General features: G+C 34.4%; 18 protein-coding genes. 7 read left to right on the top strand and 11 right to left on the bottom strand.

Translation table 11 applies throughout. The annotated features are described in order from the left end of the window. Window positions 1-251: 251 nt before the first annotated feature. On the bottom strand, window positions 252-1,334 hold the full coding sequence (gcvT, locus tag IRZ80_RS09220; RefSeq protein WP_194641271.1) for a glycine cleavage system aminomethyltransferase GcvT: 1,083 nt from the start codon (window positions 1,332-1,334) through the stop codon (window positions 252-254). 316 nt (window positions 1,335-1,650) lie between these two features. Further along, a complete protein-coding gene (locus IRZ80_RS09215; RefSeq protein ID WP_194641270.1) occupies window positions 1,651-2,337 on the bottom strand; it encodes a Crp/Fnr family transcriptional regulator in 687 nt (228 codons plus the stop codon). Between the two features lie 354 nt (window positions 2,338-2,691). Here IRZ80_RS09215 and IRZ80_RS09210 point away from each other — a divergent pair, with 354 nt between their 5' ends. Continuing rightward, window positions 2,692-3,129, top strand: a complete 438-nt coding sequence (locus IRZ80_RS09210; protein WP_194641269.1) for a hypothetical protein — start codon at window positions 2,692-2,694, stop codon at window positions 3,127-3,129. A 566-nt stretch (window positions 3,130-3,695) separates the two neighbouring features. Here the strand turns inward: IRZ80_RS09210 and IRZ80_RS09205 are convergent. The 4 genes from IRZ80_RS09205 to IRZ80_RS09190 all read right to left on the bottom strand — a co-directional run bounded on the left by IRZ80_RS09205 (window position 3,696) and on the right by IRZ80_RS09190 (window position 7,481). Further along, a complete protein-coding gene (locus IRZ80_RS09205) occupies window positions 3,696-4,160 on the bottom strand; it encodes a DUF962 domain-containing protein (RefSeq protein ID WP_194641268.1) in 465 nt (154 codons plus the stop codon). Window positions 4,161-4,212: 52 nt separating this feature from the next. Beyond that, window positions 4,213-4,719 carry a GNAT family N-acetyltransferase gene (locus IRZ80_RS09200; protein WP_194641267.1) on the bottom strand — a complete coding sequence of 169 codons (507 nt, stop codon included), beginning with the start codon at window positions 4,717-4,719 and terminating at the stop codon, window positions 4,213-4,215. Window positions 4,720-4,823: 104 nt separating this feature from the next. After that, window positions 4,824-5,399, bottom strand: coding sequence for a DJ-1/PfpI family protein (locus tag IRZ80_RS09195; protein ID WP_194641266.1), 576 nt, complete (start codon window positions 5,397-5,399; stop codon window positions 4,824-4,826). A gap of 222 nt (window positions 5,400-5,621) precedes the next feature. Further along, window positions 5,622-7,481 carry a peptidase U32 family protein gene (locus IRZ80_RS09190; protein ID WP_194641265.1) on the bottom strand — a complete coding sequence of 620 codons (1,860 nt, stop codon included), beginning with the start codon at window positions 7,479-7,481 and terminating at the stop codon, window positions 5,622-5,624. 249 nt (window positions 7,482-7,730) lie between these two features. On the opposite strand from IRZ80_RS09190, the gene IRZ80_RS09185 reads away from it, so the two are divergent. Beyond that, window positions 7,731-8,579, top strand: a complete 849-nt coding sequence (locus IRZ80_RS09185) for an NAD(P)H-hydrate dehydratase (protein WP_194641264.1) — start codon at window positions 7,731-7,733, stop codon at window positions 8,577-8,579. A gap of 99 nt (window positions 8,580-8,678) precedes the next feature. Here the strand turns inward: IRZ80_RS09185 and IRZ80_RS09180 are convergent, their stop codons facing one another. Together IRZ80_RS09180 and IRZ80_RS09175 are read right to left on the bottom strand one after the other, a co-directional pair. Beyond that, entirely contained in the window at window positions 8,679-9,158 is a 480-nt protein-coding gene (locus tag IRZ80_RS09180; protein ID WP_194641263.1) for a hypothetical protein, read from the bottom strand. Between the two features lie 71 nt (window positions 9,159-9,229). Then, window positions 9,230-9,547: a hypothetical protein gene (locus IRZ80_RS09175; RefSeq protein WP_194641262.1), complete on the bottom strand. Its 318-nt coding sequence runs from the start codon at window positions 9,545-9,547 to the stop codon at window positions 9,230-9,232. Window positions 9,548-9,953: 406 nt separating this feature from the next. Between IRZ80_RS09175 and IRZ80_RS09170 the strand changes: the two genes are divergently transcribed. Next, window positions 9,954-10,385, top strand: coding sequence for a hypothetical protein (locus IRZ80_RS09170; protein ID WP_194641261.1), 432 nt, complete (start codon window positions 9,954-9,956; stop codon window positions 10,383-10,385). A 66-nt stretch (window positions 10,386-10,451) separates the two neighbouring features. Here the strand turns inward: IRZ80_RS09170 and IRZ80_RS09165 are convergent, their stop codons facing one another. Then, the gene (locus tag IRZ80_RS09165; protein WP_194641260.1) at window positions 10,452-12,554 is read right to left on the bottom strand and encodes a beta-galactosidase; all 2,103 of its coding nucleotides are present in this window, start codon (window positions 12,552-12,554) and stop codon (window positions 10,452-10,454) included. A 535-nt stretch (window positions 12,555-13,089) separates the two neighbouring features. On the opposite strand from IRZ80_RS09165, the gene IRZ80_RS09160 reads away from it, so the two are divergent. Both IRZ80_RS09160 and IRZ80_RS09155 read left to right on the top strand, forming a co-directional pair. After that, window positions 13,090-13,884: a HipA family kinase gene (locus IRZ80_RS09160; RefSeq protein WP_194641259.1), complete on the top strand. Its 795-nt coding sequence runs from the start codon at window positions 13,090-13,092 to the stop codon at window positions 13,882-13,884. Then, window positions 13,862-14,245 (top strand): DUF3037 domain-containing protein, encoded by a 384-nt coding sequence (locus IRZ80_RS09155; protein WP_194641258.1) that lies wholly within the window; start codon window positions 13,862-13,864, stop codon window positions 14,243-14,245. The genes IRZ80_RS09160 and IRZ80_RS09155 overlap by 23 nt, the downstream gene beginning before the upstream one ends. Before the next feature lie 428 nt (window positions 14,246-14,673). Here IRZ80_RS09155 and IRZ80_RS09150 read toward each other — a convergent pair whose 3' ends face one another. Further along, complete coding sequence (locus tag IRZ80_RS09150) at window positions 14,674-15,033, bottom strand: winged helix-turn-helix transcriptional regulator (protein ID WP_194641257.1); 360 nt, start codon at window positions 15,031-15,033, stop codon at window positions 14,674-14,676. Between the two features lie 378 nt (window positions 15,034-15,411). Between IRZ80_RS09150 and IRZ80_RS20970 the strand changes: the two genes are divergently transcribed. Beyond that, window positions 15,412-15,666 (top strand): hypothetical protein, encoded by a 255-nt coding sequence (locus IRZ80_RS20970; protein WP_228520852.1) that lies wholly within the window; start codon window positions 15,412-15,414, stop codon window positions 15,664-15,666. A gap of 607 nt (window positions 15,667-16,273) precedes the next feature. After that, window positions 16,274-17,656 (top strand): MFS transporter, encoded by a 1,383-nt coding sequence (locus IRZ80_RS09140; RefSeq protein WP_194641256.1) that lies wholly within the window; start codon window positions 16,274-16,276, stop codon window positions 17,654-17,656. 238 nt (window positions 17,657-17,894) lie between these two features. Here IRZ80_RS09140 and IRZ80_RS09135 read toward each other — a convergent pair whose 3' ends face one another. Beyond that, window positions 17,895-18,509: a hypothetical protein gene (locus IRZ80_RS09135; RefSeq protein WP_194641255.1), complete on the bottom strand. Its 615-nt coding sequence runs from the start codon at window positions 18,507-18,509 to the stop codon at window positions 17,895-17,897. Between the last annotated feature and the right edge of the window lie 600 nt (window positions 18,510-19,109).

The raw sequence follows: 19,109 nt of genomic DNA, 5'->3' as shown, positions 1-19,109 counted from the left end.
CTTTAAAATAAAAAATATCCTTTTCAAGTTATTTTTTATTTATCAAATTATAATAAAATGAGCCTTAGATTCTCAGAATCTTCTAAAAAAGAAATTATTTTATATGACTATCCGCAAAGCATACTAAATGTTTTTTTGCCACAGATTACACAGGTTCTCACAGATTTTACATGTATTTTTTAGAAATCTGTGTTAATCTTTATAATCTGTGGCCAATTTTATCGATTTGGTATTAGTCACGGATAGTCATATTATTTTTTATAAAAAGGAAGTTTTACTACTTTGGCAGGAACATCATTTTTTCTGATTCGGATAAAAATATCACTGTCAACAGCACTGTTTGGCGTGGTAACATAGCCTAAACCAATTCCTTTGTTCATGGATGGTGACATAGTTCCCGAGGTTACAATGCCTATTATGTTTCCTGAAGCATCAACGATCTCGTAATCGTGTCTTGGAACAGAACGTTCCTGCATTTCAAAAGCTACTAATTTTTTGGTAACACCAGCTTCTTTCTGTTTTTTCAGATTATCTGAATTGGTGAATTCTTTAGTAAATTTAGTAATCCATCCCAAGCCGGCTTCAAGCGGAGAAGTAGTGTCGTTGATATCGTTACCGTATAGACAGAATCCCATTTCCAAACGGAGTGTATCTCTGGCGGCCAAACCAATTGGTTTGATTCCGTATGAAGCTCCAGCTTCAAAAACTTTGTTCCAGATCGTTTCAACTTCCGAGTTTTTGCAGTAGATTTCAAATCCGCCTGAACCTGTATAACCCGTTGCCGAGATAATAACATGCGGAAAACCTGCAAAATCAGCCACTTCAAAATGGTAATAAGTAATTGCAGACAAATCGATAGAAGATAAAGACTGCATCGCTTCAACCGCTTTTGGTCCTTGGATTGCGAGAAGAGAATAATCATCAGATAAATTTTTCATCTCAACGCCTAAATCGTTATGTGCCGAAATCCAATTCCAGTCTTTATCAATATTCGATGCATTTACTACCAGTAAATATTGTTCTTCTTTAATTTTATAGATAATCAGATCATCTACAATTCCGCCTTCATTGTTAGGCAGACAGGAATATTGGGCTCTCCCGATTGTTAAAGCTGATGCATCATTCGAAGTCACTTTTTGAATCAAAGCCAATGCATTTGGACCCGAAAGTATAAATTCGCCCATATGCGATACATCAAAAACACCTACTGCATTTCGAACCGTTTCGTGTTCTGCATTTACCCCTTCATAAAGAATAGGCATATTGTACCCGGCAAACGGCAGTATTTTCGCTCCCAAACCCTCATGTATGTGCGTTAAAGCAGTATTTTTCATTTGTTTTTTTATATAAAAATTAAAGTGCTAATTTATAGCTTTTATTTTGCCTGACAATGGTTATAAATATTCAAAATATAGCTTTTTGGAATAGTGTATTATTATGTTTTCGAAGTGTTTAAAAAACTGAATGTAGGATACTTAAGGAGAGATTAGTTAGTTTTACCACCCATTTACCATGCCTTGACCTCTTCTCACAGCTTGACCGTTTTGTTAAAATTGGTTTTGAAACCATTTTGGTGCTTCAATTTGATTATCATAAATATATGATGTTATTTTTGCTAAATCATTGAAACTTATTTTAAAATTAAATTTTCTAAAATCCCTCAGCAATAATTTCAAGTATTTTATGGTTTATAATTTCAAAAGTTCTGCCCTTATTTATTAATACACCTTGTTTTTCTAAGTAACCAATAACTCTGACCACTGTTTCTTTTGATGTTTCGCTGTATTTTGAAATGTCAGATTTAGTCATAATGATTTCAGATATCCCATCTTCATTTCTATACTTTTCGTTTAATATTAACAAAATTAAAGCAATTTTTTCTTTTGCAGATTTGTGTGAAAGCGATGAAATCAAGTTAATCCAAACATTAAATTCAAAACTTAAAATTTCGACTAAATTAAATGATAAATTAGAGGACTCTTTGGCAATTTTAATGAATTCATTTCCCTCATAAATCTCAATTTCACTATCTTCAAGAAAAATTGCGGTTACTGGATGTTTTTCATTGCTTAACAAAGGTCTAAAACCAAAAAAATCACCATGAATATATACATAAACAATTCTGGTTTTACCATCTTGACCAAGCTGCTCTATTTTTACCTTTCCTTTTCTTAGATGGTATACTGCCTTTGGTTCTGAACCCTGCTCATACAAAACATCATTTTTAGTAAACAATTCAACACTCTTTATTCCTTCTAATTTTAACATATAATCAGGTTCTATTGAACCCAAAAGTAGGTTGCTTTTAAAAGAGTATTTTAAAATTTCAAAGGCCATAAATAAATTATTTAATATAGGATTGACGACTGTCAACTTTAATCGTACAAATATAGGTTTACTTTGTAATATCTAAATTGAAAATAATTACAAACCTTAAAAAAGATTAAATGAATTTAAAATTAAAAATGAATCTAGTAGTGACAAGTTTTAAAAACAGCATATAATTTTTTTAAATGCCGCCTAATACATATAAAACAGGATGTTAATAATAAGATGATTGATATTTAAAAGCAATTAAATTTTAATATTAAAAAGAGTATTGTAATGCAGTCAATTTGTATTAAATAAGGCATCACTAAAAAATTGAGCAAGTATTTCAGAAAACATTAAATTAAAATCCTTTAAATAATTATGAAAAAAAATATCTTTTTATCCTTTTTAATTATAATAGCAGTAAACAGCATCAATGCACAATCAACAGGAGTAACAAAAAGTCTTATTAGTTCTTCAGCAATAGTTAAGAAGTATCATCAAAAAGCCGAGCTTGAAAAAATGAAGAAAGGGGAATTGATTGATTTGTATATTGAAAGAATTAATATAATCATAAATAGAGTCCCATTCATTGCATTAACAAATAAACGCGGTGTCTCTATAAATGATCTTGGAATTCCTAGTACTTCAAATAATATTAAGCTAGTAGAAAATCAACAAGAAAATATTAAGGTTTTTTTGGAAGGGACTGAAAAATTTGAAAGATCACTTGCTCCATTTGCAGATACGCCAGACCTCATAAATGCTATCATATATTTAGAATCTATGCTTAAAGAATTAAAAATGATTAGAGAGTAAAAAGCAAGTGAAATTTTTCAAATGTTTAAATTTGAAAAAACCGACTATTTCATTAGTTTACTTTGAAATGGTCGGTTTTTATTTTTCAAATTTTATTTAAGCCTAGATCGTTTCATTAATTTGAAAGCAATGATATACTTGGAAAAAAGCCTGTAAAGTATCTAATTAAAAAGGCAAATCAGCATAAAAAAGCACATCTAATGGAGTGCTTAAAAAAGAATATTGATTTTAACTTCCTTAAGAAATATTTAGTTTTTCAGAAACTATTGTTTTATTTACTATCCCTTACACAATGCATTTTAGTAGAAATTGTTGGTTTTGTTTAAATTATTGAAAATCAGAAATATTAAGCTATTTATGTAAAAGGATTGTTTGTTGAGAAATCAAAATGTAATTTAGATTTCTCTATTAAAGAAGAAAACCCTTTTTGGTTTTAACTATTACTTTTAATGATTTCTTTTATAATATTGAATGAAATTAGGCAGGGTATGCAATTTTATAAAAAGATTGCGGAGTTTTAATAGCCAAAAAAACTATTGCCAGTTAAAATAGAAAATGAAATCTTATTATTTCTTAGAAAATAAATTTTCAGCAACCCAGGCTGGGCCAATCAATAAAAACTGAATGTCTTTAAGAAATGACGGCTTTTTACCTTCTATATTATGTCCGTAAAACTGTCCGATCCAAGCCACAACAAAAACGGCTATTGAAAATGCCCAAAGCGGAACAAACTGACTAATGTAATAATTAATGACTAAGCACAGAATCGAAAATATCGCTATTTTAACAGCCATTGTAACGGATAATCGGAGGTAAAAGAATAATACAAATACCAAAATAACTGCAGCCCAGTTTTCGATTATTGGCTGGTTCAATTGCAGTAAATTAGTTAAAAAAACGCTCGGAATACTCATCAATAATCCCACAATAGAAAAGAAAATCGCCGGTACACAGACATAGTGTATTGCTTTGTTTTTTGGATTTTGATGACTTACTGCATATTCTTCAAACCATTGATCTAATGTTTTCATAATTAGTGTTTTTTTTACTAATTTATGAAATAATAATTAATACGGATTAATGCTAAAGTGTTTTTTCTAAGACTGCAAATTCCAGATGCCGGTCTGTAATTATGGTATCTGCATCATTGAGCGCAAAAGGTTCTCTTACTCCAGTGTCGATATACCCATGGCGGTTATACCATTCAATCAATTTTTCTCTAATCGTGATTACAGTCATTACGATTTTGGATAAACCTAACGAACGTGCATGAACTTCGGCTTCATGTAAAATTTTCTTTCCAATGCCTTTATTCTGCAGTTCAGGTGAAATAGCCAGCATTCCCAGATAGAGTTTGTCTCCTTTATCAGTAAGCAAAACCGATCCGATGATTTGATTGTTTTCTGTAAATTTTAAAATAGTATTGTTTTTATCTTTAAATATTTCATTCAGCTGATCTAAAGTAATTCTTTTACCTGCTAAAAGGTCTGCTTCGGTAGCCCATCCTTTTTTTGAAGTTTCACCGCGATATGCAGAATTGATTAACTTTTCTAATGCCGGAATATCATCTGAGGCAGCTTTTGTAATCATGAAGAATAATTTTAAAGTCTATATATTTATTGTCCAAAGGTAAAAAAAACTACAGCGAAATTGTCTTAAGCTGTAGTTCTCAGAATGTATTATTAGATTTCTTTTTAAATTTCAATTTTTGCTCCCATAATTTTTAGAAATTCTCTGATGAAACTTGGATGCGCAGGCCAGGCCGGTGAAGTCACCAGATTACCGTCAACAAATGCTCCATCTACCGGAATGGATTGGAACTCACCACCAGCCAAAGTTACTTCTGGACCAACGGCTGGGTAGGCGGTAAGTTTTCGGCCTTGTACTACGTTGGCAGCCGTTAAAATCTGGATGCCGTGACAGATGGCAGCAACAGGTTTATTAGTGTCAAAGAAATGTTTTGTTATTTCGATTACTTTGCTGTTCAATCTCAAATATTCTGGAGCTCTTCCGCCTGCAATGACCAATCCGTCATAATCGTTTGCATTAACATCATCAAAACTGTAATTTAAAGCGAAGTTGTGTCCAGGTTTTTCAGTATAAGTCTGGTCGCCTTCAAAATCGTGAATGGCAGTTTTTATGGTGTCTCCCTTCTTTTTGTCAGGGCAGACGGCATGAACAGTGTAACCAACCATTTCCAGCATTTGGAACGGAACCATAGTTTCATAATCTTCGGTGAAGTCACCGGTTAAGAACAATACTTTTTTCATTTTATCTCAATTTTAAAATTATTATAAAGAAGGAAATTAAAATTCAAGCATAAATATAAGATGAATCTGATTTATTTTAATTATAAAGTTAATGAAAAAGAGATTATTGTTTTGATTTTTAAGGAAGTAAGTTTTGTTAAATTTAAATCAAAAACAAAAAACTACAAAGTAAAGTTTCCTTTTCTTTGTAGTTTTGGTGTATCTATAAAAAGAGATTTTTTGTTAATCTTCCTCAATTTCAAATTCGGCATCTTTTTCCCAAATCTCCATTTCGCACGGTTTGCAGTTGAATTTTAGTTTGTATTCCAATTCTCCCTGTTTCAGTACCAAAGGCTCTTTCAGTTTGCCTTCCATAGTGTCTTTATGGTATTTTGGACATTTGGCCAGCTCGTATTTGATGCAGTATTTGGTTGTCATCACACGAGATTTTCCGGGATCCCACTGCAGTTCAAATGCTTTTTCTATTTCGGTAACGCCGTGACGCTCATAGAATTTACGTGCCAGTTTGTTCGAAACGTTATACATGAAATCCAATTTGGTTTCTGGGTATGGATGACTTGTTTTTTCGATTTTGCGTTCTTCGCGTTTGTAGTTTTTCAAACGAGTTTCAGACAATTGTTCGTACACCGTTCTGCGCATTTCATTGATTTTTGAAATAGGTAAAAACCAATTATCCGAAAACTGAATCGTTATTTCATCGGCTGTGTAAGGTGTAAAACCTGTTTTTGCCAATTGTGCTTTGATGTTTTCTTCAATGGATTGATTGTTTTTGGTCTGCTCTTTTGGATGCGCCAATTGAACCGAACTTGTATTGCCGTCTTCATCGGTGGCAAGCAGTTCAAAACCAGTTTCGTTTTCGAACAATAACAAAGTAGTGCTTATTTTACGGACTGCACTGTCTTCACGTTCTACAATTCTGATGAAAGCAGCGTCATTGTTGCGGTATATAAAAGTTCCGTCTTTAATTTCTTTCAGAACGTTTGGATATGCCAAACCATTTTCTGCTTTATTCACATAAATTCCTTCTGCTTCATTGTTATCGTTTATGAAACAAAGTCCGTCACCATTATTGAGCAGTTCTCCATTTTCAATTTGGTAAGCGCCTCCAATGGTTTTAATTAATTTTCCAATGTATTGCCCTTTGGATTTTGGACTTTCCCAAGAACCAATTGTATCGTGGCGTTCATTTACAAAATAATCGGTATAACCGCGGTTAAATGTACGGTTCAAAGCTGAATCAAAAGTGTAAGTGCATTTACCCGAAGAAGCTTTGGTATATTTGTCATTACCTTCAAGAAAATTATCCAGTTTTTGTCTAAGGTAGGACACGTTGTTTTTTACATAAACGATGTCTTTCAAACGCCCTTCGATTTTGAAAGAACAAACACCAGCTTCTACTAAACTTGGAATTTCGTTCGAAACATCAAAATCTTTGATCGAAAGTAAGTGGGTACTTTTGATAAGTGTTTCTCCGTGACCGTCAATAAGGTTGTAGGGCAAACGGCAGTTTTGCGCGCAGGAACCGCGATTAGCAGAACGTTCTCCATTGGCAACACTCATGTAACAGTTTCCGCTGAAAGAAACGCATAAAGCTCCGGTTACAAAGAATTCCAATTCCACATCAGTAGCATTGCTGATTTCTTTGATTTGGTGCAGATTCAGTTCGCGGGCCAAAACCACACGTTTGATTCCGGCATCGGCAAGGAATTTCATTTTGTCAGCGTCTCGGTTATTGGCCTGTGTGCTCGCATGCAGAATGATAGGAGGGAGATTCATTTCCATAATGGCCATATCCTGAATAATCAATGCATCGACACCAATATCATACAATTTCCAGATCATCTGACGGCAGGTTTCCAGTTCGTTGTCGTAAAGAATGGTGTTGATTACCACAAAAACCGGAACATTGTACAGGTGAGCATATTCTACCAAAGCAGCAACATCTTCAATAGAGTTGGTAGCATTGGAACGCGCACCAAATTGAGGAGCACCCACATAAACAGCATCGGCACCGCTGTTAATGGCTGCTATACCGTGAATTAAATCTTTTGCAGGCGCTAAAATTTCTATTTTCTTTTTCATCAGTCGATGATTTTTTTAATTTCTAAAAAGCGTGCAAAGGTCTTATAAATATTCCAAGATTTCTAGCCTAAAGGGATTTTTTTTGGATTTGGTCATAATGGACGTAAAGAAAAGCTTAGTTTTAATAATTAAAAATGCAAGGTTAGTAAAGTTTTGAGGACTTTGCACTAAATTTTCGCGTTTTGCGGTTAAATTAAAAACATTGAATCCTATCAAATTTTCGTACTTTTAATAGAAAAAATCAAACTTATGAATGCTCCAATTTCTATTGATAGAAACGAAATTTTAAAACGCTATAAACCTATTGCGAAGCTCACGCATAAAGGCCTGCAGGGACACGCTCTGATAATTGGCGGTAGTTATGGAAAGATAGGAGCGGTATGTCTGGCTGGTAAAGCTGCACTGAAAACTGGCTGTGGACTCGTAACTGCTTTTGTGCCAAAATGCGGTTATCAGATTGTTCAAATTTCAAATCCAGAACTGATGGTAATAACCGATACTGATGAAAATCATCTTTCGGATATTCGTTTTGATTTAAAACCAAATGCCATCGGAATCGGTCCTGGAATGGGACTGCATATTGAAACTCAGAAAGCGTTTCATGATTTTTTGTCGAATAAAAGTGTTCCGATGGTTATTGATGCCGATGCATTAAATATTTTGGCGCATAATCCGTCTTGGATGGCGTTGGTCTCGCCTAAAACTATTTTGACACCGCATCCCAAAGAACTGGAACGGCTGATTGGTAAATGGCATTCAGAGGCAGAAATGTTTCAAAAAACTATTGCTTTTTCGTTAGTCAATCAAGTGATTATTGTAATGAAAGGAGCGCCGACTTACATCATAGACGGTGAAATGGTTTATCTCAACACTTCAGGAAATGCTGCTCTGGCAACCGCAGGGAGCGGTGATGTGCTGACAGGTATAATTTCCAGCCTTTTGGCGCAGTCGTATAAACCTTGTGATGCAGCTATATTAGGTGTTTATCTGCATGGATTGACCGCTGATATTGCGCTGCCGGAAACAGGTTATCAGTCTTTTATTGCTTCATCAATTATTGACTATCTTGGGAAAGCGTATTTGAGTTTGGAGTCTTAGGCTTGTTTAAACTGTTTAATCGTTTAAAGGTTTAAATTGTTTGCAAAAAAAGAGACAAGAATTAACTTGCCTCTTTGGAATTCTTTAAAAAAATGCAGTTTAATAATTATATGCAACAGCTTCTAATTGAGAATCAGTTTGATTGGTAATCACAACAAAAGGAAAACCTTGTTTGGCAGCTTGTTTTTTTATTCTGATTGAAGCATCTGCAATCCAATCAGATTTCATCTGTCCTTTTGGTTTGTGGATTGTGGTTTTCAAAGCTGTTCCCTGATATAAACCGTTGGCCTGACTGTTTGTTATAATCTGTACATTTTTATATCCGGTTTTACCAGAAACATCTGCTTTGCGATTGTCAATAAGTATTGAATTTGTCTTCTTATCAATCACTTTTTCAATAGCAAAAAGACTGATTTCGTTAACAGTACTGCTTCCTGGAAGCGAATAAAAAACAGTGTTGTCTTTTGTGGTAACATAATTTACTTCTAGTTTTTCTCCATTTTGTTTTACAATAATGTGAGAATCAGCAAATATTAAAGAGGTAAATAAAGCAAGTGCAAGTGTGAATATCGTTTTCATATGTATGTTTGAATTTAAATTTAATTGTATAAAAGTCTGTTCCAAACCTTACAGGTTTCGAATAGCTGATTTTAGGCAGTTAAATAAAATTCAGGTGGTGGATTTGTTAAATCCAAAATTACTGATTGTGGTATGGCATCCACTTTGCTAAAGTGCAGTTCAGTCGAAGGTATAATGTGAAAAGGAAAGCTGAAAGTTGCTGGGAAGTCTAAAACTATTTCGAATGTTTTTTCTTCCACTTCTGATTTTCCTTCAGGCACTGCTTCTTTTTTATCAGAAGCTTTCTTTTCGGAAGCTGTTTTTATAATAGTAGAAACAGACGGCGCTGCCCAAGTAAGGGTAAGCAGTAAGCAAACGGTATAAAATGCTATTTTGCGTGCTGTTTTCATGTTGGTAAATTTATGGGAAAGTCCAGTAAAATCAAAGGTTTTAACAGAATTTTGACTATTTATGTATGCAATAATTAGAGGCTGAAAATTGAGATGTTTTTTGAGAATGATACCCTGCTGAAAACAGGGGTGATCTTGAAAATAATACTTAAAATTCTGGTATGACCCCTTGTTAAATTCAAGCAAGATGCTTTTGTTTGAAATTAATTTTAATTGTATGAATCGCGGCTAATTATTTTTCAATGGAGAGTTCTCATTTTTTTTTTTTAACTGGTGATTCTAGGAGTGCTTAATTTTTCGAAAGAAGTTATTGAAAATTATAAAAAACAGTTCTGGCTTGCATTTTGATATTTTATCTTTGTCCTGTCAATTGCATTTGAAATAAATGGATACAAAAAGAAACATAATGAAGAAGCTGTTTTTTATAACTGCTGTGATTTTTTTACTGCATAGCTGTAATAAAAAGCAGAACAAAACTTTTAGAAAATTTTACAAAGCTTCAAAAGGAGATTCAACAGCTTTTCTGTCAATGGTATTTACAGAAAATACATTTTATGGAGAATATGAAATCCGATACGGTCTTTTGGGGAAAGATTCAGGAGCCGTTAGAGGGAACAGGATTGGTGATACTTTGCGGGGTGATTTTTGTTACAGATCGTATGGCGGCGATATAAAAAGAGCTCCTTTTGTTTTACTGCAGCGCAATCAGAAATTAAAATTAGGAACGGGATTAATTTCTACTTATATGACCATACCTTTCTATGTAAAAGGAACATTGGAGTTTAAAGATTCCAATTTTTTATTTGAACCAATAGATAAGAGCCAATTCGGAAAATGATTCTTTTTAAACCATTAAGATATTAAGCTTAATGATTCTTAATATCTTAATGGTTAATTTTTTTAACTAGTTTTTATATTTCCAGACCAATACATCGGCAGTTTTCATTGATGGTGTTCCAATGATTATTTCAGCATTGGCTGGGAGTTTCATTTCATACACCTTGTCAGAATAATTGACTGCAATTCCAAAACCATCGCGGTATTCTGTCGTTACACCTTCTGGGTAATTTTCAATCGGAATGTTCTGCTGCTGATACAATTTAGTTAAAACTTGTTTTTCAAGATCTCCTTTTTTTGAATCAACACCAATATAAGTCACAGTTCCTTTGCCTAATTTACGAGAAGTAACTGCCGGTGTTCCGGCATAAAAGTCACCCTGAAAAGTTCCCCATACTTCTGTTCCTTTATTAGGTTTCAGTAAATCGCCCCAGCTTGTCCATTCAAATTCCTGATTGTTGAATTTGATTTTATCAGGAGATTGTGGCATTAATAGATCATAAGATTCAATTTCAGAACCAATTAAATTCCACATCGGCTGATAAAATTTAGCTTCCCAAAGGTGTCCTTTTCGGTTTTGGATTCCTGTACGGCAGCTTAATACTAAGTTTCCGCCATTTTGTGCATACGCAGTCAGTTTGTCAATCATCTGCTGGTCAATCATTTGATAGGCAGGGACAATTAATACAGGATAATTTGAAAAATTAGTAGTGTCACGTACAAAATCTACAGGAGCTCCAAACGATTTTACGGCTTTATAGTATTTTGTAAAATGGCCTATTGTATTCCATTGATTGGTCTGTCTGTTTAATTCAATTCCCATTACATTATCAGCATTGAATAAAATTCCGGTTTTGCGCTGCAGATAAGCTTTTGGTAATTGCGCTTTGGCATCATATTTTTTGCGGAGCGTATTGATGTCTTTGATAAACTGGCTAAATTCCAATCCGCCGGTAGTAGGAGTAACACCGTCCGTTCCTACGATTCCGTAATGATACTGCTCGTAGCCGTATAAAGGTGCACGAAAACGGTAGGTACAGGTAAATTTGCTTCCGCCTGCGAATACATGCCACAGCCACATGCGTATTGCTCCAGGTAATGGCTGCGGATTAATGCTTCCCCAGTTTACCTGTCCTGGCTGCAGTTCCATCACGCCGTAAGCGCCTTTCAGCGGACGGAAAAAATCATTAGACATCGGGATTCTGGAATATTCTCCTACGCGAAAGCCTTTTGGGCCAATGCCAAGATCGCTGCCATAAACCATGTATCGGGTGTAGCTGACAAAATCAAGTTCTTTGCTCTGTCCTACATAACCCACATCATACATTGGAATATAATTGGAAGTAATCCATTGATTTGGATTTGAGAATTTACGGATTTCTTTGGCCTGGTCGTCCAAGAAGGTTGCCGTTTCATTGTCGGCAAAACGGTAATGATCAAGCTGAGAGTGCAGATTCATTCCCCACACTGAATGCAGCGGAATATTGATTTCGTCAAAACTGCTGTAAGTGCCGCTCCAGAAATTGTTGCCCCATGCTTCGTTAAGCGTACCAATAGTTTTGTATTTGTCTTTCAGCCAGTCACGATAGCGCTGCGGAGCATCTTTTCCATAATCCAGAAAACGGCGTGGTTCATTATCAATCTGCCAGCCCATAATACGTTTGTCATTACCATATCTTTTGGCGAGTTCAGCAATCATTTTCATCGAATAAGAGCGGTAGTAATTACTGGAGAAAGTGGCATGCTGGCGTGTGCCATGATCCATTTTGGTACCGTCTTCATTAGTAGCAAGCACTTCAGGATGTTTGCGGACAAGCCATACAGGAGGTGTCGCGGTCGAAGTACACATAACAACTTTCAGGTGATATTTTTCGGCCAGTTCCAATGACTTATCGAGCCATTTGAAATCGTATTTTCCTTCTTCCGGCTCCAGTTGCGCCCAGGCGAATTCTCCAAAATGAGTGAATTCAAAACCCATTTTTTCCATGTTTTGAAAGTCACGCTCCCATTGCGAAGGATCCCAATGTTCAGGATAATAGTAAACTCCCACAGAAGTTAAATCTTTTGCAGGAAAGAATTTTTCTAATTTTTGTGCAAATGAATTAGTACCTAAAAGAAGCACTAAAGCCAGAAAGTATTGCTGATACAATGCTGTGAATTTATATTTCATAAGAAAATATTTAGAAGTGTATGGATTACAAATATAAGTTTTTTGAAGAATGCTAAGGGGGAGAAAATCGTTTAATAGAAGGTCTAATTGGTTTAATTGTCTAATGATTTTGATAATTTAATTAAATCTTAAAATCTTAGTTTCTTTACTGCATAGTATTTTAAAAGAATATGACTGTCCAAAAATAATACATGTATTTTTTTTTCGCCGCTGATTACACAGATTCTCACAGATTTCATTATTTTTTTAATCTGCGGTTAATTCGATCTGTTTGGTATTAGTTAACACGGCATTCGCATTTAAAAAAAGATAAACACGAATTTCACCAATTAACACTAATTCTTATCAAAAATGAAATCAAATTTTACAACTTTTTACAGTTTCGAATATTTTATGTAATTAAACAGCAATCTTAATTCGTGCAGATTAGTGTAATTAGTGTCAGAAACTTTTAAAAGCGAATGCCGTGATTAGTTAAGGATAGTCATATAAAAGAAAATTGTTATTTGTAAGTTTGTAGTTCATGAATTGAATTATGAGAAAACCACTTGAATTAAGAACAGTAAATGTTACGCGTTACATTTCACCGCTGCGGGAAGGCGGTTCACTGCCGGCTCTTGCCGAAGCCGATGATGATTTTAAATATGTTTTAAAATTCAGAGGTGCCGGGCATGGTGTAAAAGCCCTAATCGCCGAATTAATTGGCGGAGAAATCGCAAGAGTCTTAAACCTCAAAATGCCCGAATTGGTGTTTGCTAACCTTGATGAAGCTTTTGGACGTACCGAAGCCGATGAGGAAATTCAGGATCTGCTTCAGGGCAGTCAGGGGCTGAATCTGGCTTTGCATTTTTTATCTGGAGCGATTACTTTTGATCCCGTGGTGACAAAACTTCCTGCGGATTTAGCTTCGCAGATTGTTTGGCTGGATGCTTTTATTACCAATGTTGACCGTACTTTCAGAAATACTAATATGCTTATCTGGCACAAAGAATTATGGCTTATTGATCACGGTGCGTCCTTGTATTTTCATCACTCCTGGAACAGCTGGGAAACGCATGCCAAAAGTCCTTTTGCATTAATAAAAGATCATGTTTTACTGCCGGAAGCAAGTCTGTTGAAAGAAACAGATGATGCTTTTAAAAAACTGCTCACCAAAGAAATCCTGCAGGATATTGTTAATTATATTCCAGAAGACTGGCTCCATTGGGAAGACAGTGAACAGACTCCAGACGAAATTAGAGGCGTATATTTTCAGTTTTTATGGACTAGATTGAATCATTCAGAAATCTTTATAAACGAAGCCGAAAATGCAAGAGAAAAACTTATATGAGTATGCCGTTGTTCGCGTTGTGCCAAGGGTTGAGCGTGAAGAATTCCTGAATGTGGGCATTATTCTGTTTTGCAAAAAGGCAAAATTTATAAAAATGCTTTATTCAGTCAATGAAACTAAATTGTTGTTGTTCTCTGAAGATTTTGACCTTGAACAACTCGAATTGAATTTGGAATCTTTTCAAAAAATAGCCCAGGGAGGCAAAGCCGGAGGACCTATCGGCGAGTTTGATATTCCGTCCCGTTTTCGCTGGTTAACTGCTATCCGAAGCTCGTCTATACAAACTTCAAGGCCGCATTCCGGTTTCTGTGATGATTTAGACAAAACGATTCAGCGCTTGTTCGAAGAATTGGTTTTGTGATCATCCGTGAAATTTGTCATTCCGCGTTTCTGCAAATGACTTTTTTTAAAGCTAAACAATTCGGCAAGCTTGTCATTCCGACGGAGGAGGAATCCCCGCAAGTAATTCCGCTATCAAAATCTCCAATCTTTGTCGAGCTTCTAACGGAGATTCCTCCTCCGTCGGAATGACAAACTATATGAGTAATACGATGCGTACTACTTTGCTTTCATAGCCTTAATCCGTTTATCGGCTCTGGAGTTTTGCAATGAAATAACAGCCCAAATGACCGTGGAAACCTCTAGATTACATGGATTTTCAATCCGATCCGTTCCATTATCTATTGAATTTAAATTCAAATAATTTATATTTTGCATCATTTTTTGCAGTAAGATTGACTAGATAGCTTGTCTTTGCCTTTGTGGATTGCCAATCCGCCAATCGGGGAATTATCTTGAGGGATTTATTTTTTCGATACTTGTGACAACCGTATGTCCCCATTCATTAATCTTTTCAAGGGCTGGGATAAAGGTTTTACCAAATTCTGTCAAGTTATAAATTACTTTTAAAGGCGGCTTAGTTCCTGTGACTTTGCGGTTTATTAAATTATTTTCTTCTAACTGTTTTAATTGTATGCTAAGCATCATTTCCGTTATAATCGGTATTTCTTTTCGTAATTCATTGTATCTCTTTTCCCCTTCAATTAAATGATATAAAATGACACTTTTCCATTTGCCTCCAATTAAGTCCATTGCTAAGCTCACGGTACAGGGGTAAAATTTTCCATTATATTCAATATCTTTTGCCATATCCTTTATCCTATCCTTTATGATAGTTATTGCAAAGTTATGGGTAGTTATCTAATTTCGCAACTATAAAAATAATAGTATTATAAATCAATAGATTAAAGTAAAAAAAATATGTACGAGAAACAAAATGCGATCGTTTTCCCTAATCAATATACACCGGGCAGTACAGATAATTTCTGTTCAAATGAAGTTATTGTAAAAGGCTTAAATACAAATCAGATTTGATCGTTACTGGTTAATCCCTTCATCTGGCCAAAATATTATCAAAACTCAAGTGATATTGAATTCGATGAACCTGCAATCACTGAGTTGTATCCAAATGCTAGATTTCGATTTAAAACTTTTGGATTTCCAATCGAAGCCCAAATTACAGAGTTTGTGCCATTGGTAAAAGGAGAGGCAGCTCGTTTAGCTTGGCACGGCTGGGCAGAGGGAGATTCCGAAACCCGATTAGACGTTATCCATGCTTGGTTAATCGAAGATTTATCTGGAAATCGTGTACGCATCCTTACTCAAGAAAGTCAAATTGGTAAGCCTGCTATAGACTTAGCCAATGCAAAACCCAATCCAATGATAAATGGTCATCAAGATTGGTTAGATGGTTTAGTTACATATGCGAAAACCAATTTGTAATTTTGGTTTGCAACAAGTTTTTAAGGCTAGATTAAAAAAAGGAGCAAATGATTTGTATAAACAACTCTCTGAAGTTTGTAACTTATGAGGGAACAAAAAATTATATATAATTATAACCTTTACAAATACAAAAAGCTGCAAGAGTGAATTTCTTGTGGCTTTTTTTGTTGTGAAAAATTAACTTGATTGGCTGTCTTTACTGACACGGATTGCTTCTTCAGTTCGCTATCGTTTGCGCAATATCATTAAGTTTAGGACTTCTTACTACACTTTGTCTAAAAATAATTCTCGCAAAGTCGCAAAGAAACCCGATTTTAACTTTGCGGCCTTGCGCCTTTGCGAGAGCGAATTAAAGCTTAACTTAATGAGATTGATCGCTCCTGTTAAAATCTGCCATCTGCATTTTTATTTGTTGAGGGGGTTGTTGAAATTTATTTAAATCAATATACTTACGTATAAATACTTAATTTTTTTTGAAAAACTGCGTTTTGGCAGTTTTTGTTCCAAACAAAGCCTTTAATTTTGCCTTGTAGATAAGTAAAATACTTAGACGTGAGTTTGATACTTAGAAAAGATAAACAATACTAAACGATTAAATTTTTTTGATATGAGTTCAATTTCAACAAATCAACCGCTTTCGAGTTTAAACATTTTTAGTGGAAAAGGAGTTCAGATGCGTACCTTCCACATTACATGGTTAACATTTTTCTTTTGCTTTTTTGCATGGTTTGGTATGGCATCACTTATGCCGATCGCCAAAGAGCAATTGCACCTGACAAAAGACCAATTAGGTAACATTCAAATTGCATCGGTATCGGCAACCATCATCGCCAGATTATTAATAGGCCGATTAGTCGATAAATTTGGACCAAGAATAATTTATACTTGGTTATTAGTGATCTGTTCCGTACCGGTTTTACTGATTGGTACTTCACAAACATATGAGAGTTTCCTGTTTTTTAGATTAGCTATTGGAGTTATTGGTGCTTCTTTTGTTATCACGCAGTTTCATACTTCGGTAATGTTTGCCCCGTCCATTAAAGGAACTGCCAACGCTACGGCAGGAGGATTTGGAAATGCAGGTGCTGGTCTGGCTAATATTACCATGCCTCTTATTGCAGCAGGATTTGTGGGATTAGGAGTGTGTACTAAGGAGGACAGCTGGAGATATGCCATGATTGTTCCTGGAGTGATGTTATTGGTTTTTGCTTTTTTATATTTCAGATTTACCAAAGATTTGCCAAATGGTAACTATAAAGAACTTGGAATAGAAACAGCGAATAAAGAAAATACCTTTATGTTGGCTGTAAAAGATTACCGTACTTGGGTTTTGACCATTGCTTATGCAGCTTGTTTTGGTGTTGAGATCACTATTGATAATTTTGCTCCTATTTATTTTACGGATACTTTTGGAGCTACTTTGAAAACGGCAGGAATCTGCGCAGGTATTTTTGGATTAATCAATCTTTTTGCAAGACCATTAGGAGGAATAGTTGCTGACAAAGTTGGTAAGAGATATGGTTTTTCGGGAAAAAATTTATTGCTTGCGTTACTGCTTCTTATAGAAGGTGTAGGTGTTATTTTCTTTGGAATGACAAATCAATTGGGAGTTGCTATCTTTTTAATGTTCTTGTTTGGAATGAGTTTAAAAATGGCTAATGGAGCAACATACAGCTTGGTACCATTTGTAAATCCAAAAGCAGTAGGCAGTGTTGCCGGAATTGTAGGGGCAGGCGGGAATATAGGAGCGATGTTGATTGCTTTCCTGTTCAAAGCCAAAGCGGTTAAATTTACCAAAGATGTGATTGACGAAAGTGGAGTATCACAAACTAAGGATTTAATTGATTACACAAGTGCTTTTTATGTGTTGGGAATCATTATTTTATTGACAGGATTTGTAGTTTTGGCTATAAAACTTTTGGTTAAAGATAAAGAAGAAGTGAAATTACCTGCTGGTGTGAATTTAGTGTATCAAACAGTAAAATCTTAAATCTGGAAAAACAAAAAGAGTATATGTTTTTGTTTAAAAAGAAAGGTTGTCCGGATAAGGACAGCCTTTCTTTTTTTGTTATTTTTATGGTAAGATTAATTTAGATCGCTTTTTTTGCGATACGGATTGCAAATCTGTGATATCGGGGTTTAACTGAATTGTAAAAGAAGAATACTCGGATGATTATATAAATGTGTAAACTTTTTTTAGGACGAAATAGGGAGTAGCGTGGCTAAATTTAATTTCGAGACTTCATAGCAATATCTTTCATAATCACTTGATAACAGCCAATTATAATTCCTTTGATTGGTTTTGAAGTAGTCAGTCCGCCATTATCCCCCAAAGTCCCACGCACTCTTTGAGAATAAATAATCTGACCGAGATTTAAATCATAAACTTCTAATTGAAGAATATAATAATTCCAATTTTTTGCATAATAATATTGATCAACTGTAAAATTGTCAATATATTTTCCAGCAATAGAACTCAGAGAATGGCTATTCTCATTATGGTATTTAATATTTATAAAATAATCATAATTTGTTCCTTTTTTTAAATCTAAAATCACAGATTTACTTGGATTTAAGGGAATGTTATTTGCAATTAAAAGTGACTTATCATTTGAAGAATTGACTAATCTATTATTCAAATACTTTGAAAAGTCTTTAACAACTATTTTTGTCAGTTTGTCTTTGATACTATAATCCGCATCTATATTTCCTAAAAGCCATTTTCCATTTGAAAAATCAATTCCAGTTGTTTGAGTTAGAATTTCTTTTTGATAAACTCCACGGCTGCACGATGAGAAACAAATATTAAGGGACAACAGAAGAAAGACAATATTTTTTTTCATTATAAATGTTTATTTTTTATAAAACTACGAAAACAATAAAATAATCTTATAAAAAAATAAACCAATAATTTCCTGGCACATTTGATCATTTTAATCATGCTAAAACTAATGAAAAATACTAGCAAGACGCAAGTTTAATTTCAGAAAATATTTCTTTTATATATCCTGACTGATTTTGCTAAGAACATTGACGAAATGGATAATGTTGAAATTCAAACTTCATCTTTTTGCATGATAAAAATAAAAGGCAAAAAGTTAAAAATATGATTTTATTCATTCCTGTATGTTTAAGAATTGACAGTAACTTATATATTCGCTCCAATTATCGGTTATCCGTTTAATTTAGGATTTGAATAATTTATATTTAATGTCATTTTTATAATGTAAAATTAGCTTTATGGTTTGTCTTTGTGGACACGGATTACACCCGAGCGATAGCGAACTGACGGAGTAAATCCGCGCGATCGGGTTAATTGGCATCATTCAATAACGTGTTATTTCTTTTCGAAAGATAATAAAACATTCTTACAAAATCTAAAAGACAAATCTTTTGGTATTCCCTAAGTCTAAGACAACCCGTTCAGCCACTTGAATTGCCTC

It is taken from the genome of Flavobacterium sp. HJJ (genome assembly GCF_015351475.1).
GTDB lineage: Bacteria > Bacteroidota > Bacteroidia > Flavobacteriales > Flavobacteriaceae > Flavobacterium > Flavobacterium marginilacus.
This window is presented reverse-complemented; position numbering and strand designations above follow the sequence as displayed.

What these genes read in the sequence shown, in the direction of transcription:
- gcvT (WP_194641271.1), bottom strand. Translation starts at nt 1,334, where the DNA reads ATGAAAAATACTGCTTTAACGCACATACATGAGGGTTTGGGAGCGAAA.
- IRZ80_RS09215 (WP_194641270.1), bottom strand. Translation starts at nt 2,337, where the DNA reads ATGGCCTTTGAAATTTTAAAATACTCTTTTAAAAGCAACCTACTTTTG.
- IRZ80_RS09210 (WP_194641269.1), top strand. Translation starts at nt 2,692, where the DNA reads ATGAAAAAAAATATCTTTTTATCCTTTTTAATTATAATAGCAGTAAAC.
- IRZ80_RS09205 (WP_194641268.1), bottom strand. Translation starts at nt 4,160, where the DNA reads ATGAAAACATTAGATCAATGGTTTGAAGAATATGCAGTAAGTCATCAA.
- IRZ80_RS09200 (WP_194641267.1), bottom strand. Translation starts at nt 4,719, where the DNA reads ATGATTACAAAAGCTGCCTCAGATGATATTCCGGCATTAGAAAAGTTA.
- IRZ80_RS09195 (WP_194641266.1), bottom strand. Translation starts at nt 5,399, where the DNA reads ATGAAAAAAGTATTGTTCTTAACCGGTGACTTCACCGAAGATTATGAA.
- IRZ80_RS09190 (WP_194641265.1), bottom strand. Translation starts at nt 7,481, where the DNA reads ATGAAAAAGAAAATAGAAATTTTAGCGCCTGCAAAAGATTTAATTCAC.
- IRZ80_RS09185 (WP_194641264.1), top strand. Translation starts at nt 7,731, where the DNA reads ATGAATGCTCCAATTTCTATTGATAGAAACGAAATTTTAAAACGCTAT.
- IRZ80_RS09180 (WP_194641263.1), bottom strand. Translation starts at nt 9,158, where the DNA reads ATGAAAACGATATTCACACTTGCACTTGCTTTATTTACCTCTTTAATA.
- IRZ80_RS09175 (WP_194641262.1), bottom strand. Translation starts at nt 9,547, where the DNA reads ATGAAAACAGCACGCAAAATAGCATTTTATACCGTTTGCTTACTGCTT.
- IRZ80_RS09170 (WP_194641261.1), top strand. Translation starts at nt 9,954, where the DNA reads ATGAAGAAGCTGTTTTTTATAACTGCTGTGATTTTTTTACTGCATAGC.
- IRZ80_RS09165 (WP_194641260.1), bottom strand. Translation starts at nt 12,554, where the DNA reads ATGAAATATAAATTCACAGCATTGTATCAGCAATACTTTCTGGCTTTA.
- IRZ80_RS09160 (WP_194641259.1), top strand. Translation starts at nt 13,090, where the DNA reads ATGAGAAAACCACTTGAATTAAGAACAGTAAATGTTACGCGTTACATT.
- IRZ80_RS09155 (WP_194641258.1), top strand. Translation starts at nt 13,862, where the DNA reads ATGCAAGAGAAAAACTTATATGAGTATGCCGTTGTTCGCGTTGTGCCA.
- IRZ80_RS09150 (WP_194641257.1), bottom strand. Translation starts at nt 15,033, where the DNA reads ATGGCAAAAGATATTGAATATAATGGAAAATTTTACCCCTGTACCGTG.
- IRZ80_RS09140 (WP_194641256.1), top strand. Translation starts at nt 16,274, where the DNA reads ATGAGTTCAATTTCAACAAATCAACCGCTTTCGAGTTTAAACATTTTT.
- IRZ80_RS09135 (WP_194641255.1), bottom strand. Translation starts at nt 18,509, where the DNA reads ATGAAAAAAAATATTGTCTTTCTTCTGTTGTCCCTTAATATTTGTTTC.